This window comes from Streptomyces sp. NPDC053474, from assembly GCF_044544845.1.
GTDB lineage: Bacteria > Actinomycetota > Actinomycetes > Streptomycetales > Streptomycetaceae > Streptomyces.
On sequence record NZ_JBITXV010000029.1, the window covers coordinates 1 to 14,977 of the forward strand.

12 protein-coding genes are annotated in these 14,977 nt (G+C 71.7%); 8 read left to right on the forward strand and 4 right to left on the reverse strand.

Annotated elements, in window-relative coordinates; genetic code table 11:
• Positions 1–410: 410 nt before the first annotated feature.
• Positions 411–860, forward strand: coding sequence for a PTS glucose transporter subunit IIA (locus ACIG3E_RS39610; protein WP_138958474.1), 450 nt, complete (start codon positions 411–413; stop codon positions 858–860).
• An 81-nt stretch (positions 861–941) separates the two neighbouring features.
• The gene (gene ptsP / locus ACIG3E_RS39615; protein WP_399625805.1) at positions 942–2,612 is read left to right on the forward strand and encodes a phosphoenolpyruvate--protein phosphotransferase; all 1,671 of its coding nucleotides are present in this window, start codon (positions 942–944) and stop codon (positions 2,610–2,612) included.
• 96 nt (positions 2,613–2,708) lie between these two features.
• Here ptsP and ACIG3E_RS39620 read toward each other — a convergent pair whose 3' ends face one another.
• Complete coding sequence (locus tag ACIG3E_RS39620; protein ID WP_399625807.1) at positions 2,709–3,599, reverse strand: hypothetical protein; 891 nt, start codon at positions 3,597–3,599, stop codon at positions 2,709–2,711.
• Between the two features lie 76 nt (positions 3,600–3,675).
• The gene (locus ACIG3E_RS39625) at positions 3,676–5,658 is read right to left on the reverse strand and encodes an acetoacetate--CoA ligase (RefSeq protein WP_399625809.1); all 1,983 of its coding nucleotides are present in this window, start codon (positions 5,656–5,658) and stop codon (positions 3,676–3,678) included.
• Positions 5,659–5,872: 214 nt separating this feature from the next.
• Here ACIG3E_RS39625 and ACIG3E_RS39630 point away from each other — a divergent pair, with 214 nt between their 5' ends.
• Positions 5,873–8,263 carry a glycoside hydrolase family 31 protein gene (locus tag ACIG3E_RS39630; protein ID WP_399625812.1) on the forward strand — a complete coding sequence of 797 codons (2,391 nt, stop codon included), beginning with the start codon at positions 5,873–5,875 and terminating at the stop codon, positions 8,261–8,263.
• 43 nt (positions 8,264–8,306) lie between these two features.
• On the opposite strand, the gene ACIG3E_RS39635 is transcribed toward ACIG3E_RS39630, so the two are convergent.
• On the reverse strand, positions 8,307–8,840 hold the full coding sequence (locus ACIG3E_RS39635; RefSeq protein WP_399625814.1) for an NUDIX domain-containing protein: 534 nt from the start codon (positions 8,838–8,840) through the stop codon (positions 8,307–8,309).
• Positions 8,841–8,911: 71 nt separating this feature from the next.
• Here ACIG3E_RS39635 and ACIG3E_RS39640 point away from each other — a divergent pair, with 71 nt between their 5' ends.
• From ACIG3E_RS39640 to glpK, 5 genes are all read left to right on the forward strand, one after another.
• Positions 8,912–9,715 carry a M15 family metallopeptidase gene (locus tag ACIG3E_RS39640; protein ID WP_399625816.1) on the forward strand — a complete coding sequence of 268 codons (804 nt, stop codon included), beginning with the start codon at positions 8,912–8,914 and terminating at the stop codon, positions 9,713–9,715.
• An 84-nt stretch (positions 9,716–9,799) separates the two neighbouring features.
• Positions 9,800–10,225, forward strand: a complete 426-nt coding sequence (locus ACIG3E_RS39645; protein ID WP_399625876.1) for a Zn-ribbon domain-containing OB-fold protein — start codon at positions 9,800–9,802, stop codon at positions 10,223–10,225.
• Positions 10,222–11,412, forward strand: a complete 1,191-nt coding sequence (locus ACIG3E_RS39650) for a lipid-transfer protein (protein WP_399625818.1) — start codon at positions 10,222–10,224, stop codon at positions 11,410–11,412. The genes ACIG3E_RS39645 and ACIG3E_RS39650 overlap by 4 nt, the downstream gene beginning before the upstream one ends.
• 344 nt (positions 11,413–11,756) lie before the next feature.
• Entirely contained in the window at positions 11,757–12,512 is a 756-nt protein-coding gene (locus ACIG3E_RS39655) for an MIP/aquaporin family protein (RefSeq protein WP_399625820.1), read from the forward strand.
• Between the two features lie 76 nt (positions 12,513–12,588).
• Positions 12,589–14,124: a glycerol kinase GlpK gene (gene glpK, locus ACIG3E_RS39660; protein WP_399625822.1), complete on the forward strand. Its 1,536-nt coding sequence runs from the start codon at positions 12,589–12,591 to the stop codon at positions 14,122–14,124.
• Positions 14,125–14,359: 235 nt separating this feature from the next.
• Here the strand turns inward: glpK and ACIG3E_RS39665 are convergent, their stop codons facing one another.
• On the reverse strand, positions 14,360–14,965 hold the full coding sequence (locus tag ACIG3E_RS39665; RefSeq protein ID WP_138958484.1) for an ATP/GTP-binding protein: 606 nt from the start codon (positions 14,963–14,965) through the stop codon (positions 14,360–14,362).
• Positions 14,966–14,977 lie beyond the last annotated feature (12 nt).

Consider the following 14,977-nt stretch of genomic DNA (forward strand, 5'->3'; position numbering starts at 1 on the left):
CGGTATTTCGTGTTTCCGACTCTATCAGATCTTTCCGGCTTCCCGGTCCGTTCCGATTTCCTCGGTGCTTTCCGGCCTTTCGGCCTTCCGGCGGTTCCGACTCTATCAAGTCTTTTCCGTCCCGCTGACCACGATCTCTCATGGGCGCACGGAACCAGACCCTGCGTAGGATCTGACTTGAAAGAGGCTGCCGAGCCGGGACGCTGATTGCGTCGCTTGGCCCTGGGCAGGGTCCCGACTCTACATCGGGGTTCCGGGCGGCGCAAATCGTTAGTGCTGCGCTCCTACGTCCGCCAACCAGGACCTTCGTGCGGAACCGGGACTTCCTATGACTTACCCTTCTGAACAGTGCGTCGTCCAGGACAGGTAGTGGCGGCGGTTACCCATCTCCACCCCCTGGGAGGCTTGCCATGACCAGCGTTTCGTCCCCGCTCGCCGGACGCGCCATCGGACTCGCGGCGGTACCGGACCCCGTCTTCTCGGGCGCCATGGTCGGCCCCGGCACGGCCATTGACCCCGTGCGCGAGGCGTCCGAGGCCGTGGCCCCCGTCGACGGCATCATCGTCTCGCTCCACCCCCACGCCTTCGTCGTCGTCGACGACCAGGGCCACGGTGTGCTGACGCACCTGGGCATCGACACCGTTCAGCTCAACGGCGAGGGTTTTGAACTTCTTGTCAATAAGGGTGACACCGTACAGCGCGGCCAGGCCGTCGTGCGCTGGAACCCCGCGGCCGTCGAGGCCGCAGGCAAGTCTCCGGTGTGCCCCGTCGTGGCGCTCGAAGCGACGGCCGAGTCCCTGGCCGACGTCGTCGAGGACGGCGACGTGAAGTCCGGCGACGCTCTCTTCAGCTGGAAGTGACGTCGGCGCCGTCGGGGTGCGACGGCAGGCAGTACAACCACCGCGGCGGCTGGGCCCGCCGCCACTATCGGAGACGGTGAGATGGAGACAACGCTGCGAGGCGTCGGCGTAAGCCACGGGGTGGCCATCGGCGAGGTTCGGCACATGGGAACGGCGGTGCTCGAACCGCCTGCCAAGCAGATTCCGGCGGACGAGGCGGAGCGCGAACAGGGGCGCGCCCGTCAGGCCGTCGAGGCTGTCGCGGCCGACCTGATGGCCCGCGGCAACCTGGCCGGCGGTGAGGCCCAGGCCGTGCTCGAAGCGCAGGCGATGATCGCGCAGGACCCCGAGCTGATGGCCGACGTGGACCGGCGCATCACGGTGGGCAGCTCGGCCGAGCGCGGCGTCTACGACGCCTTCTCCTACTACCGCGAGCTGCTCGCGGGCGCGGGTGAGTACATGGCGGGTCGCGTCGCCGACCTCGACGACGTGCGCAACCGTATCGTCGCCCGGCTCCTCGGTGTGCCGATGCCGGGCGTCCCGGACAGCGACGAGCCGTACGTCCTCATCGCCCGTGACCTCGCTCCGGCGGACACCGCGCTGCTCGACCCGGCGCTCGTGCTCGGCTTCGTGACCGAAGAGGGCGGCCCGACCAGCCACAGCGCGATCCTGGCGCGGGCGCTCGGCGTCCCCGCCGTCGTGGCGCTGCCCGGCGCCGGTGAGCTCGCCGAGGGCACGGTCGTGGCCGTGGACGGCAGCACCGGCGAGATCTTCGTGGACCCGAGCGCGGAGAAGCGCGCCGAGCTCGAGGCCGCGGCCGCCGAGCGCAAGGCCGCGCTCGCCGCGTCGACGGGTCCGGGCGCGACGTCTGACGGGCACAAGGTGCCCCTCCTGGCGAACGTCGGCGGCCCCGCCGACGTCCCCGCCGCGGTCGAGGCGGGCGCCGAGGGCGTCGGTCTGTTCCGTACGGAGTTCCTCTTCCTCGACGACAGCAGCAAGGCGCCGACCGAGGAGAAGCAGGTCGAGGCGTACCGCCAGGTGCTCGAGGCCTTCCCCGAGGGGCGCGTCGTCGTGCGTGTGCTCGACGCGGGCGCCGACAAGCCGCTGGACTTCCTCACGCCCGCCGACGAGCCGAACCCGGCTCTGGGCGTGCGCGGGCTGCGGTCGCTGCTCGACCACCCCGAGGTGCTGCGCACGCAGCTGACCGCGCTGGCCAAGGCCTCCGAGGGGCTGCCCGTCTACCTTGAGGTCATGGCGCCGATGGTCGCTGACCGTGCCGACGCCAAGGCCTTCGCCGACGCCTGCCGTGCGGCGGGACTGCGGGCGAAGTTCGGCGCGATGGTGGAGATCCCCTCCGCCGCGCTGCGCGCGCGCTCGATCCTCCAGGAGGTCGAGTTCCTGTCCCTGGGCACCAACGACCTGGCGCAGTACACCTTCGCCGCCGACCGTCAGGTCGGTGCGGTGTCCCGGCTCCAGGACCCGTGGCAGCCCGCGCTGCTCGACCTGGTGGCGCTGTCCGCGGAGGCGGCGAAGGCCGAGGGCAAGAGCTGTGGCGTATGTGGTGAGGCCGCGTCGGATCCGCTGCTGGCCTGTGTGCTGACGGGTCTGGGTGTCACCTCCCTGTCCATGGGTGCCGCTTCGATTCCTTATGTGCGGGCGACGCTCGGCAAGTACACGCTGGCCCAGTGCGAGCGTGCCGCGGCCGCGGCACGGGCCGCGGACAGCGCCGAGGACGCGCGCAAGGCCGCGCAGGCCGTGCTGTCCGGCGAATGACGATCCGTACGAACGGGCCGGTCTGATCGCCGGGCCCGTCGCAGGACCGCTGTTCCGAGGGGCGCTCCACCGCAGGGTGGGGCGCCCCTTCGACGTTCAGTGGCGGTGTCCCGAGCCTGGCTCGTCGTCACCGAGGTCGGGTGCCGCGCTGTAGTCGACGCCCGACTCCGGGGCGATCAGGTCGCCGGAGAGCGCGTCGGTGCAGTAGGCGTCGAAGACCTCGGCCGCGGTGAGCGGGCGCAGGCGCTCGCCCTCCAGACGCCAGCCCTGGACGCGGTCACCGCTCTCCCCGCTGGTGCGCATGACGAGGCCGCCCGCGCTGCGGGTGGCGATGCCGACCGCGAGGACCGTGGTGAACTCCAGGGCTTCGGCCTCGTCCAGGCGGGCGGTCCCGTCGTGGTCGTGTCCGGCGTGCAGGGCGGCGAGGAGCGTCTGGCCGTCGCACGGAACGCTGCACACCAGGTGGCGGGGGCCAGGGCCCGCCGTCTCGAGCACGCGCATCAGGAGCTCGGAGGCCCGGGCGAAGGCGGACCTGCCGATGTCCACGCCGCACTCGGCGCAGGCTCCGATGCCGGCCAGGAGCATCGTCGCGTACTCCCACGTCGTCTGGCGGACGGTCTCGTCGACGAGGCCGGGGACGAGGTCGGCCAGCGCCTGGCCCTCGTACGGCACGGTGGGGCCCGCTGTGGCCAGTTCGGCGGCGAAGCGGGCGCGGCTGGCGGAGGCGTCCGGGGCGAGGCCGGTGTCCGCGCAGAACTCCTCGTACTCCTCCGGGTCGAAGAGGGCGATGCTCGTGAGCCTGCCCTGGGAGGCCAGGGATTTGAGGAGGCCCTCCACTTCTTGGAGGTAGGTCACGTGGTCGTCGAAGGTGAAGGTGCGATACCGGCGCATCGCCGCGAAGTCGCCCTCGTCGGCCAGCAGGCCGATGGTCCCGGCGACTTCGCGGCGCAGCGCGCGGCGCATGGTGTGGTGCTGGGTGTTCCCCATGATGTCCCCCTGCGATCCGTCGATCAGTGCTCACCCAACGTAACGGGAGGCACTGACAATGGCCGCCGGGCGGGCGTCAGGCGCGGTCGCGAGCCAGCTGCTCGTAGAAGCGGAGCAGCTCGATGTTGTCCACGGAGCCCGGGTTGACGGCCTTGTCGAGCGGGGTGCCCTGCAGGAGGCGCTTGACCGGGACTTCGATGCGCTTGCCGGTGAGGGTGTGCGGGACGGCGGGGACTTCGATGACCTCGTCGGGGACGTGGCGGGGCGAGAGCTGTGCGCGGATGGTCGTCTTGATGCGGTCGCGCAGGCCGTCGTCGAGCACGGCGCCGGGGGCGAGGTGGATGAACAGCGGCATCCAGTAGCCGCCGTCGGGCAGCTCGACGCCGATGACGAGGGATTCGCGGATCTCCGGGAGGCGTTCGACGGCTTCGTAGATGTCGGCCGAGCCCATGCGGACGCCCTGGCGGTTGAGCGTGGAGTCGGAGCGGCCGTGGATGACGACCGAGCCGCGGGCGGTGAGGGTGATCCAGTCGCCGTGGCGCCAGACGCCGGGGTAGGTGTCGAAGTAGCTGTCGTGGTAGCGGCTGCCGTCGGGGTCGTTCCAGAAGTGGATGGGCATCGACGGCATGGGGTTGGTGACGACGAGTTCGCCGACCTCGTCGACGAGGGGCTTGCCCTGGGGGTCCCAGGCCTGGAGGTCGGTGCCGAGGCAGGGGGCCTGGAGCTCGCCGATGTGCACGGGCAGCGTGGGCACGGCTCCGGCGAAGCAGGAGCAGACGTCGGTGCCGCCGCTGACGGAGGCGATCCACACCGGCCCCGTCACCTCGGCGAAGGCGTCGTGGAGCCAGCGGAAGCCGTCGGGGGGCAGCGGTGAGCCGGTGGTGGCGACGCACTGCACGCGCGAGAGGTCGTAGTCGCGTGCGGGGTGTACGTCCGCCTTGCGGCAGGCCATGACGTACGCGGCGGAGGTGCCGAAGAGCGTGGCTCCGGTGCGTTCGGCGACGCGCCACTGGGCGCCGGTGTCCGGGTGGCCGGGGCTGCCGTCGTAGAGGACGATCGTCGTGCCCGTGAGCAGGCCGGAGACGAGGAAGTTCCACATCATCCAGCCGGTCGAGGTGTACCAGAAGAACCGGTCGTCGGGCCCGAGGTCGCAGTGCAGGCCGACCTGCTTGAGGTGCTCGACGAGGATGCCGCCCTGGGACTGGACGATGGCCTTGGGCAGGCCCGTGGTGCCGGAGGAGTAGAGCACCCACAGGGGGTGGTCGAAGGGGACGGGCTCGAAGACGGGGGCCGTGTCCGCCGCGGTGAGCGCGGACCACTCCAGGGCCCCTTCGGGGGCGTCGGTGCCGAGGAGCGGGATGTGGACGACCGCGCGGAGGGTGGGCAGTTCGCGGCGCAGCTCGGCGACGGTGTCGCGGCGGTCGTGCTCCTTGCCGCCGTAGCGGTAGCCGTCGACCGTGAAGAGGACGACCGGTTCGACCTGCTGGAAGCGGTCGAGGACGCTGCGGGCGCCGAAGTCGGGCGCGCAGGAGGTCCAGACGGCTCCGACGGCCGCGGTGGCCAGGAGCGCGACGACGGCCTGCGGGATGTTCGGTACGTAGCCGCTGACGCGGTCCCCGGGGCGGACGCCGAGGGCGCGCAGCTCGGCGGCCAGGGAGCCCACCTGGCGGCGCAGCTCGGACCAGGTGACGTCGATCGGGTCGTGGGTCTCGTCGACGTACAGGAGAGCTGGGGCGTCCGCGCGCGTGGGGTCCTCGCCGGCGCGCAGGGCGTGCTCGGCGTAGTTCAGGGTGGCGCCCGGGAACCACTCGGCGCCGGGCATGGAGCGATCGCCGAGCACGCGCGCGTAGGGGGTGGTGAAGCGGACGTCGAACCACTCGGTGACGGCCTTCCAGAAGGTGTCGAGCTCGTCCACGGACCAGCGGTGCAGGGCCGCGTAGCCGCCGATGGCGGGGGCTCCGTGGTGTTCGGCCGCCCAGGCCTGGAAGCGCGTGATCCGGGCGCCGGCGATTCGCTCCTGGTCCGGCTGCCAGAGCGGCGAGGGGTTCGCTGTGGACATGCGGCTGCTCCTGGGCTCTACGCGTTGTGGGCGGCTGTCGTGCGCACGGGCTCGGTGTGCGCGTGACACGGCTGACAGGACGATGCCACGTGATCGACTTCCGCACCAGGGTCTGCCGCGCCGGAGGCGGCCGGGCGACGGCGTACCGGACCCTTGAGTGAACGGCAGTTGAACGCGGTGCACCCGCTCCTCCTTCGGTGGCAGGGTGAGCAGCATGAACGGTCGTGACCTGGTGCGTTCGGTGAAGGCGGTCGGCATGTCCGACCCGGCCCAGAGGGTGCGCGAGGTGCGCTCCGCATGGCGTCGGCGGCGGGCCGACGCGGCCGGTCTTGCCCCTCGGGGTGCCGAGCGGGCCCGGACGCCGGGGCCCGTGACGCTGGTGGAGCCGGGGCCCGGCGGTGGTGTGGTGCGGTTCGCGCGGTCCGAGCTGCGGGTGCGGGTGACGGCGGGCGGGGCCGTGTTCTGGGGCTGGGACGGGGCCGAGCCGTCGCCGTCGTACGCGCTGGTGGGAGGGGCTCCGGAGGCGGACCCCAGGGCAGTTCTGGAGCCCGACAAGGAGGGCGGCTGGCGGGTGGTTTCGGAGCGGGCGACGGTGGTCGTCTCGCGCCACGGCGCGGTGGAGCTGCGGACGCCCGGTGGTGTGGTGCTGCGGCGTGATCTGCCGCCCCGCTGGTGGGAGCCGGTGGACGGGGGGACGGCTCGGTGGGTGCAGCGGTCGGAGGTGGCGGCGGACGCGCGGTTCTTCGGGCTCGGCGGGAGGGCTGCGGGGCCACGGCTGCGGAATGGCACGTACCGCTTGTGGAACACCGATCCGGGCGGTTCGTTCGAGCCCGGTGACGATCCGCTGTACATCACGATGCCGGTGCAGCTGGTGGTCGCCGACGTGGGCACGCACCTGGTGTTCCACGACAACAGCTGGGACGGCTCGGTGCGGCTGCACGAGGGCCTGGAGGGTGCCGGTTCCGGTCACGACCGGCCGGGGTCGTGCGAGGTGCGGATGGACGGGGGGCCGCTGCGCTGCTGGGTGATGGTGGGGACTCCCGCGCGCGTGCTGCACTCCTGGGCGTCGCTGACGGGCGCGCCCGCGGTACCGCCGACGTGGGCGCTGGGCCACCACCACGCGCGGTGGGGCTTCGGCAGCGAGCGTGAGGTGCGACGGGTCGTGGCGGGGTATCAGGAGCGCGGGCTGCCCCTGGACGCCGTCCACTTGGACATCGACCACTTCGACGCGCACCAGGTGTTCACGGTCGACAAGGAGCGCTTCCCGACGCTGCCGCAGCTGGCCGGGGAGCTGCGCCGGGACGGGGTCCGCCTGGTGTCGATCGTGGACCCGGCGGTGAAGGCCGCGCCGGGCAATGCCGTGTACGACAGCGGGACGGCGGCGGACGCGTTCGTGCGGGACGCGGCGGGGCGGGTGGTGCGGGGCCTCGTGTGGCCCGGGGACTCGGTGTTCCCCGACTTCACGGCGGGACGGGTGCGCAAGTGGTGGGGCGGCCTGTACGACGAGCGGCTCGCGCAGGGCTTCTCGGGCTTCTGGCACGACATGAACGAGCCGGTGTCGTTCGCGGCCTTCGGGGAGACCACGCTGCCCCGCTCGGCCCGGCACGCGCTGGAGGGCCGCGGCGGTGACCACCGGGAGGCGCACAACGTGTACGCCCTGGGCATGGCCCGGGCGGGCTACGAGGCGATGCGTGAACTGCGGCCTACGGAGCGGCCGTTTTTGTTCTCGCGCTCCGGGTGGGCGGGAATGCAGCGCTACGGAGGGACGTGGTCGGGCGACGTGGCCTCCACCTGGGCGGGGTTGCGGGCCTCGCTCGCGCTGGTGTTGGGGCTCGGCCTGTGCGGGGTGCCCTATTCGGGGCCTGATGTGGGCGGCTTCGACGGCAGCCCCTCTCCTGAGCTGTTCTTGCGATGGTTCCAGCTCGGCGCGTATCTGCCGCTGTTCCGTACGCATGCGGCGTTGCGGGCCGGTCGCAGGGAGCCCTGGGAGTTCGGTCCCGAGGTGCTGGAGCACGCGCGCGTGGCGCTCGCGGAGCGGCGTCGGCTGCTGCCGTACTTCGTCACGCTGGCGCAGTTGGCGCGGCGTACGGGGGCACCGTACGTACGCCCTCTGTGGTGGGTCGCTCCCGAGGACAGGGCACTACGGGACTGCGAGGACGCGTTCCTGCTCGGCGACGCGCTGCTCGTGGCGCCGGTCCTGTCGGAGGGAGTCACGCAGCGGGCCGTACGGCTGCCTCCGGGGCGGTGGTACGACACCGCGACCGGGACGGCGTACGAGGGGCCCGGGAAGGCCGTCCTGGAGGCGCCGCTGTCCCGTGTTCCGGTGCTCGCGCGGGCCGGTGCGGTGCTGCCCGTGCGGGGCGAGGACGGGCGACTCGCTCTGGACGTCTGGGCTCCGGCCAAGGGGCGCACCGGTGGGGGTCTGGTGATAGCGGACCCCGGAGACGGGTGGGACGAGCCGGAGCTACAGCGCTATGGGGTGCGCTGGAGCGGGGACGAGCTGCTCGTCGAGCGGGAGGGCGAGAAGGGCGGCGGGTACCCGGTGGAGCACCCCGTGCGGATCCGGGGACTCGCGACGCCCCAGGGGACGCACGGCGCCTCTTAGGGGACGCGCCGTGCCCAGGGGCCGCTCTCGCGTGCTCCGGGGCTCAGATGTAGCGCCCTTCGAACCAGGCCCGCACCACCGACGTGTGCAGCGGGAAGGCGAGTTCGGTGGGGCGGTAGAGGAGCTCCCAGCCTTCGGTCTCGTCCGTGGGGGTGGACTGGGGCAGGTCGGCCGCGGGGCGCTCCGGGAGCAGGCCGAAGAGGAGCAGGTGGCCGTCGGGGGAGCTGAGGACCTCCACGATGCGTACGTCGCGGCTCGCGGCGCCGATGCCGGTCTCTTCCTTGAGCTCCCGGGCGACGGCGTGGCGCCAGTCCTCCCGGTGGTCCACGTAGCCGCCGGGCAGAGCGGATCCCCCGCGCGCGGGGGCGATGGAACGGGTCACGACGACCAGGGAGGTGCCCTTCGTGTCGTACACCGGCTGGAGGGCGACGGCCACGGGCAGCGGGTTGCGGTAGACCACGGCCTCGCAGTCGGCGCAGGTGCGGGGCCAGCCGGTGACGTGGTCTCCGTAGCGCGCGCCGCAGCTCGAGCAGTGGGCGTCCGGCGCGGAGTTGATGGGGTGTTGGGATGGGGACACGCGGCGGACTGTAGCCGATCTCCGGGCGCCGGTCTTCCGTGGAGTACGGAGATGCTGATAGACGCACGGGCATGACGACATTCGCTCCCGCTCTACGGAGACTCGCCCTTGCCGCCGTCGCCCTTTTCGCGGTGGCGGCCGCGTCCGCGCCCGCCGAGGCACGCACCGAACCGCAAGCCCCGGACGGCTTCGTGGCGTTGCGGGACGTCGACCCGACGATCATCCAGGAGATGCGCTACTTCACGCCGCACAACTTCGTGGGTCGGCGGATCGACGGCTATCGGCAGCCGTTGTGCATCCTCACCGAACCGGCCGCCAAGGCCCTCCGCACGGCGCAGCGCGCTCTCCTCCGGAAGGGCTACTCCCTCAAGGTGTACGACTGCTACCGGCCGCAGCGGGCCGTCGACCACTTCGTGCGCTGGGCCGAGGACCTGGGTGACGAGCGGATGAAGGCGGAGTTCTATCCCCAGGTCGACAAGTCGAGGCTCTTCGAGGACGGCTACATCGCGAAGAAGTCCGGGCACAGTCGGGGCTCGACGGTCGATCTGACGGTGGTGCGGCTGCCCGCGCTGCCCACCCGCCCGTACGTCCCCGGGGAGCCCCTGAAGCCGTGCTACGCGCCCCGGAGCGAGCGCTTTCCGGACAACTCCCTCGACATGGGCACGGGCTACGACTGCTTCGACACGCTGTCGCACACGGACGACCCGCGCGTCACCGGTGAGCAGCGCGCGCACCGGGATCTGCTGCGGAACGCGCTGACCAAGGCCAGCTTCGTCAATCTGCCCGAGGAATGGTGGCACTTCACGTACAAGCCGGAGCTTTTCCCGGACACGTACTTCGACTTCCCGGTGTCTCGTCGTTCGCTGCCCCACTGACGTGACAGGGGCCTCCATGTCACACTCCTGACGTCCCGTCAGATCAGGGTTCCTGGAGGGCTCATGTCGCCGAAGCGAGCGCCTGTGGTGGCGCAGTGGTTCGCCGGGGAAGGGGATTCCTTCCGGCTCCTGGGGACGCGGTGCGCGCGGTGCGCGGCGGTCCACTTCCCCCGCGAGGACGGCTTCTGCCGCAATCCGGGGTGTGCGGGCGACGAGCTGGTCGAGGTCGCGCTGTCGCGGCGCGGGCGGGTGTGGTCGTACACCGACGGGCGCTATCGCCCGCCGGAGCCTTACCTCTCCGATCCGGAACTTCCCTGGCGGCCCTACACGTTGATCGCTGTGGAGCTCGAAGCCGAGCGCATGGTCGTGCTCGGCCAGGGGGCTCCCGGCGTGACCGTCGCCGACCTGGAGGTCGGGATGGAGGTCGAGGTCGTGCCCGGCGTGCTCCATGAGGACGCGGAGACGGCCTGGACCACGTGGCACTGGAGTCCGGTGGGGGTGAGGGCGTGACGGGCGAGGTGGCGGTCCTCGGCGCGGGCATGCACCCCTGGGGCAAGTGGGGGCGCGGCTTCGTCACGTACGGCACGGTGGCGGCCCGCGCGGCCCTCGCGGACGCGGGCGTCGACTGGCGAGACGTGGGGTCGATCGTCGGCGCGGACACGGTGCGCGGCGGCTATCCGGGGTACGTGGCGGGGGCGACCTTCGCCAAGGCGCTCGGCTGGCAGGGCGCGCGCGTGGCGAGCGTGTACGCGGCGTGCGCGTCCGGGGCCCAGGCCATCGCCACGGCCCGCGCGCAACTGCTCGCGGGGCTCGCGGACGTCGTGCTCGTCGTCGGCGCGGACGCGGCCCCCAAGGGCTTCTTCCGGCCCGCTGGCGGCGACCGGCCGGATGACCCGGACTGGCTCCGCTTCCGCGTCCTCGGAGCGACGAACCCGGCGTACTTCGCCCTGTACGCCCGCCGCCGCATGGCCGTGCACGGTGACACGCTGGAGGACTTCGCGCAGGTCAAAGTGAAGAACGCGGCCCTGGGGGCGCTGAACCCGCACGCCCGCTACCGCACGGCCGTCACCGCCGAGGAGGTCGCCGCCTCAGCCGTCGTAGCGGACCCTTTGCGGCTGCTCGACATCTGCGCGACGTCCGACGGGGCGGCGGCCCTGGTGCTGTCCACGATGGAGTTCGCCCGGCGGCACGGCGCGCCCGACCCGGTGCGCATCCGCGCGGTGTCCACGGTCACGCCGACGTATCCGAACACGGTCCTGGACCTCCCGGACATCGCCACCGACTCGGCCGTCGCCGTGCCGCCCGGCGAGCGGACGTTCCGGGCCTCCGTCGCACACGCCGCCTACGAGGAGGCGGGAATCGGCCCGGACGACCTCTCCCTGGCCGAGGTGTACGACCTGTCGACCGCACTGGAGCTCCAGTGGTACGAGGACCTCGGGCTGTGCGGCGAGGGCGAGGGGGTCAAGCTGCTGCGCGAGGGAGCGACCTGCCCCGGCGGGCACATACCGGTGAACACCAGTGGCGGACTCGCCTCCTTCGGAGAGGCCGTTCCGGCGCAGGCGATCGCCCAAGTCTGCGAGTTGACGTGGCAGTTGAGGGGCCAGGCCGGTGGCCGTCAGGTGACGGGGGCGCGGGTGGGGCTCACCGCGAACCAAGGGCTGTTCGGGCACGGCTCCTCCGTGATCGCTGTGCGCTGACCCCGCGCCGGGCGCGGAAGAGTGTGCGCCGGTTAACCGGTGGTGTCGGCGACCTTGACGCTCCATCACGGGCGGTGAACACTTCCCGGTGTCAGTCGGCATCGCCATTCTTCGGCTCCGTGCCGCTCAGGGCCCGTGTGCTCCCAGGCTCTGCACAGAAAGGGCCTGTTCAGCGGGTTATCCCCCCATGGGCGATGCGACTGTGACGGCACGCTCGTCTCCGGGGCGCGGGAGTCCCCTGCCACAGCGGATGCCGCTGTGCGTGAGCGGGCTGTAGTCGTGGGAAGCGCACCCTGCACGGAGGACCGGGGCTCGTCGCCCCGGGCGAGGGACTAGGAGCCGCCATGTACTCGAACGGGGACATCTTCGTCGGTGAGGTCATCGGCACCGCGATTCTGATTCTCTTCGGCGCCGGTGTGTGCGCCGCCGTCACCCTCAACCACTCGAAGGCCAAGGCCTCCGGGTGGGTCGTCATCGCCTTCGGGTGGGGCTTCGGCGTCCTGGCGGGGGCCTACACCGCCGGGCCGCTGTCCGGCGGCCACCTCAACCCCGCCGTGACGATCGGCATCGCCATCGACACCGACAAGTGGGGCAAGGTCTGGATCTATCTCGCCGGGCAGATGGTCGGCGCGATGCTCGGCGCCGTCCTCGCGTACCTCACGTACCTCGCGCAGTTCAACGCCAACGTGCCGACGGGCGGCAAGGACGACCGGGCGGGCGGCACGGGGCCCACGCCGACGCTCGGCATCTTCTCCACCATCCCGGAGATCCGGAACCCGGTCGCCAACCTGATCACCGAGGTCATCGCGACGGTCGGCCTGGTCCTTCCCATCCTCGCCTTCGGGCTCACCAAGGGCCTCGGGGAGTCGGGCATCCAGACGCTGATCGTCGCCTTCCTCGTCGTCGGCATCGGCCTCTCGCTCGGCGGGCCCACCGGCTACGCCATCAACCCGGCCCGTGACCTCGGCCCGCGCATCGTGCACCAGTTCCTGCCGATCCCCCACAAGGGCACGTCCGACTGGAGCTACGCCTGGATTCCGGTGGCCGGTCCGCTGATCGGCGGCGCCCTCGCGGGCGTCATCTACAACGCAGCCTTCTGAGCGGCCGCCCGGGAGACCTCCAGCGCTCCCGGGCGGCCTCCCACGCGCCCCGAGCAGCTTCCGACAAGGAGGAGCCATGACGGACAGCTCCGAGAAATTCGTCGCCGCGATCGACCAGGGCACCACCTCGAGCCGCTGCATCATCTTCAACCAGGACGGCGCGATCGTCGCCGTGGACCAGCGCGAACACCGCCAGATCTTCCCCAAACCCGGCTGGGTGGAGCACGACGCCACCGAGATCTGGTCCAAGGTGCAGGCCGTGGTGGCGGGCGCGATCGCCAAGGCCGGGCTGCGCGCCGACCAGCTCAGCGCCCTCGGCATCACCAACCAGCGGGAGACGACGGTCCTGTGGGACCGCGCCACGGGCAAGCCGGTGCACAACGCCATCGTCTGGCAGGACACCCGCACGTCGGCGCTCTGCCACGAGCTGGGCGGCACCGACGGCCAGGACCGCTTCCGCGAGCAGACCGGCCTGCCCCTGGCGAGCTACTTCTCCGGGCCCAAGGCGGCCTGGCTGCTGGACAACGTGCCGGGGCTGCGCGCGCGTGCCGAGCGGGGCGACATCGCCTTCGGCACGATCGACACCTGGCTCATCTGGAACCTCACCGGCGGCACCGACGGCGGCGTCCACGTCACGGACGTCACCAACGCCGGGCGCACGATGCTGATGAACTTGGAAACGCTCCAGTGGGACTCCTCGATCCTCTCCGCCATGAACGTGCCGGAGGCGGTCCTGCCGGAGATCAGGTCGTCCGCCGAGGTGTACGGGACGGCCGTGGGGCAGCTGGCGGGGGTGCCCGTGGCCTCCGCCCTGGGCGACCAGCAGGCGGCCGTCTTCGGGCAGGCCTGCTACGACACCGGCACGGCCAAGAACACGTACGGGACGGGCAGTTTCCTACTGCTCAACACCGGGAACAGGCCCGTGCCTTCCAAGAGCGGGCTGCTCACCACAATGGGGTACAAGATCGGCGGTGAGGCACCCGTCTACTGTCTGGAGGGGTCCATCGCGATCACCGGGGCACTCGTGCAGTGGTTCCGGGACCAGCTCGGCATCATCCGTACAGCCGACGAGATCGAGCCACTGGCGGCAAGCGTGGAGGACAACGGCGGCGCGTACGTCGTGCCCGCCTTCTCCGGCCTGTTCGCCCCCTACTGGCGCTCCGACGCGCGCGGCGTCATCACGGGCCTGACCAGGTACGTGACCAAGGCACATCTGGCGCGCGCGGTCCTGGAGGCGACGAGCTGGCAGACCCGCGAGGTCGTCGACGCGATGTACCAGGACTCCGGAGTGCGGATCACCACCTTGAAGGTGGACGGCGGCATGACCAAGAACAACCTGCTGATGCAGCACCAGGCGGACGTGCTGGGCGTGCCCGTGATCCGCCCTCAGATCGCCGAGACGACGTGTCTGGGGGCCGCGTACGCCGCGGGGCTCGCGACGGGCGTGTGGCACGACCTGGACGAGCTGAAGGCCCACTGGCAGCGCGACGCCGAGTGGACGCCGCGGATGGAGGCCCAGGCACGCGACCGCGAGTACCACAACTGGCGCAAGGCCGTGGAGCGCAGCTTCGGCTGGCACGACGACGGCACGGACGGCAACGCCGAGGGCTGAGACCCCGCGCGCCGAAGCGACGGCGGCGGGCACGCGCGCGTAGGGGGCCATCGAGGCTCACGCGCGCGTGCGTGGCGGCGGCTCGTACCCCGGTCGGCGGGGGTGCGGGCCGCTCGCGGCGCGCGGAGGACAGGGCGCGACGGACCACGGGTTCATCGGGCCACGGGATTCCGTTGACCTTCAGGATCCCGCCGGACTTCAGGGCTCTCGCCGGTGCTCAGAGTCCCGCCGGGGCTCAGGTGGCGACGGGCTCGCGGGCCGCGGCGCCGACCGCCATCGCGTGCTCCACCACGTCGATCAGGACCTCCTTGACGGACTCCTTCTCGCGCGCGTCGCACAGCACCACAGGGGTGCCCGGGTCGAGGTCGAGCGCCTGGCGCACCTCGTCGGCCGGGTAACGAGACGCTCCTTCGAAGCAGTTGACTCCGACGACGAAGGGTATGGAGCGGCGTTCGAAGTAGTCGACGGCAGCGAAGCAGTCCTCCAGGCGGCGGGTGTCGGCGAGCACCACGGCGCCGAGCGCGCCGGTCGCCAGCTCGTCCCACAGGAACCAGAAGCGGTCCTGGCCGGGGGTGCCGAAGAGGTACAGGACGAGGTCCTCGCGGAGCGTGATCCGGCCGAAGTCCATGGCCACGGTGGTGGTGTGCTTGCCGGGGACGCCGTTGACGTCGTCCACGGGGCGCCCGGCCTCGCTTAGCGTCTCCTCCGTGCGCAGCGGCTTGATCTCGCTGACGGCGCCGACGAGCGTCGTCTTGCCCACGCCGAAGCCGCCCGCCACCAGGATCTTCAGCGTGACCGGCTCCACGGGGGCCGTACCGCGCTCAGAACGCTTGAAGATCATTGCTCTCTTCTC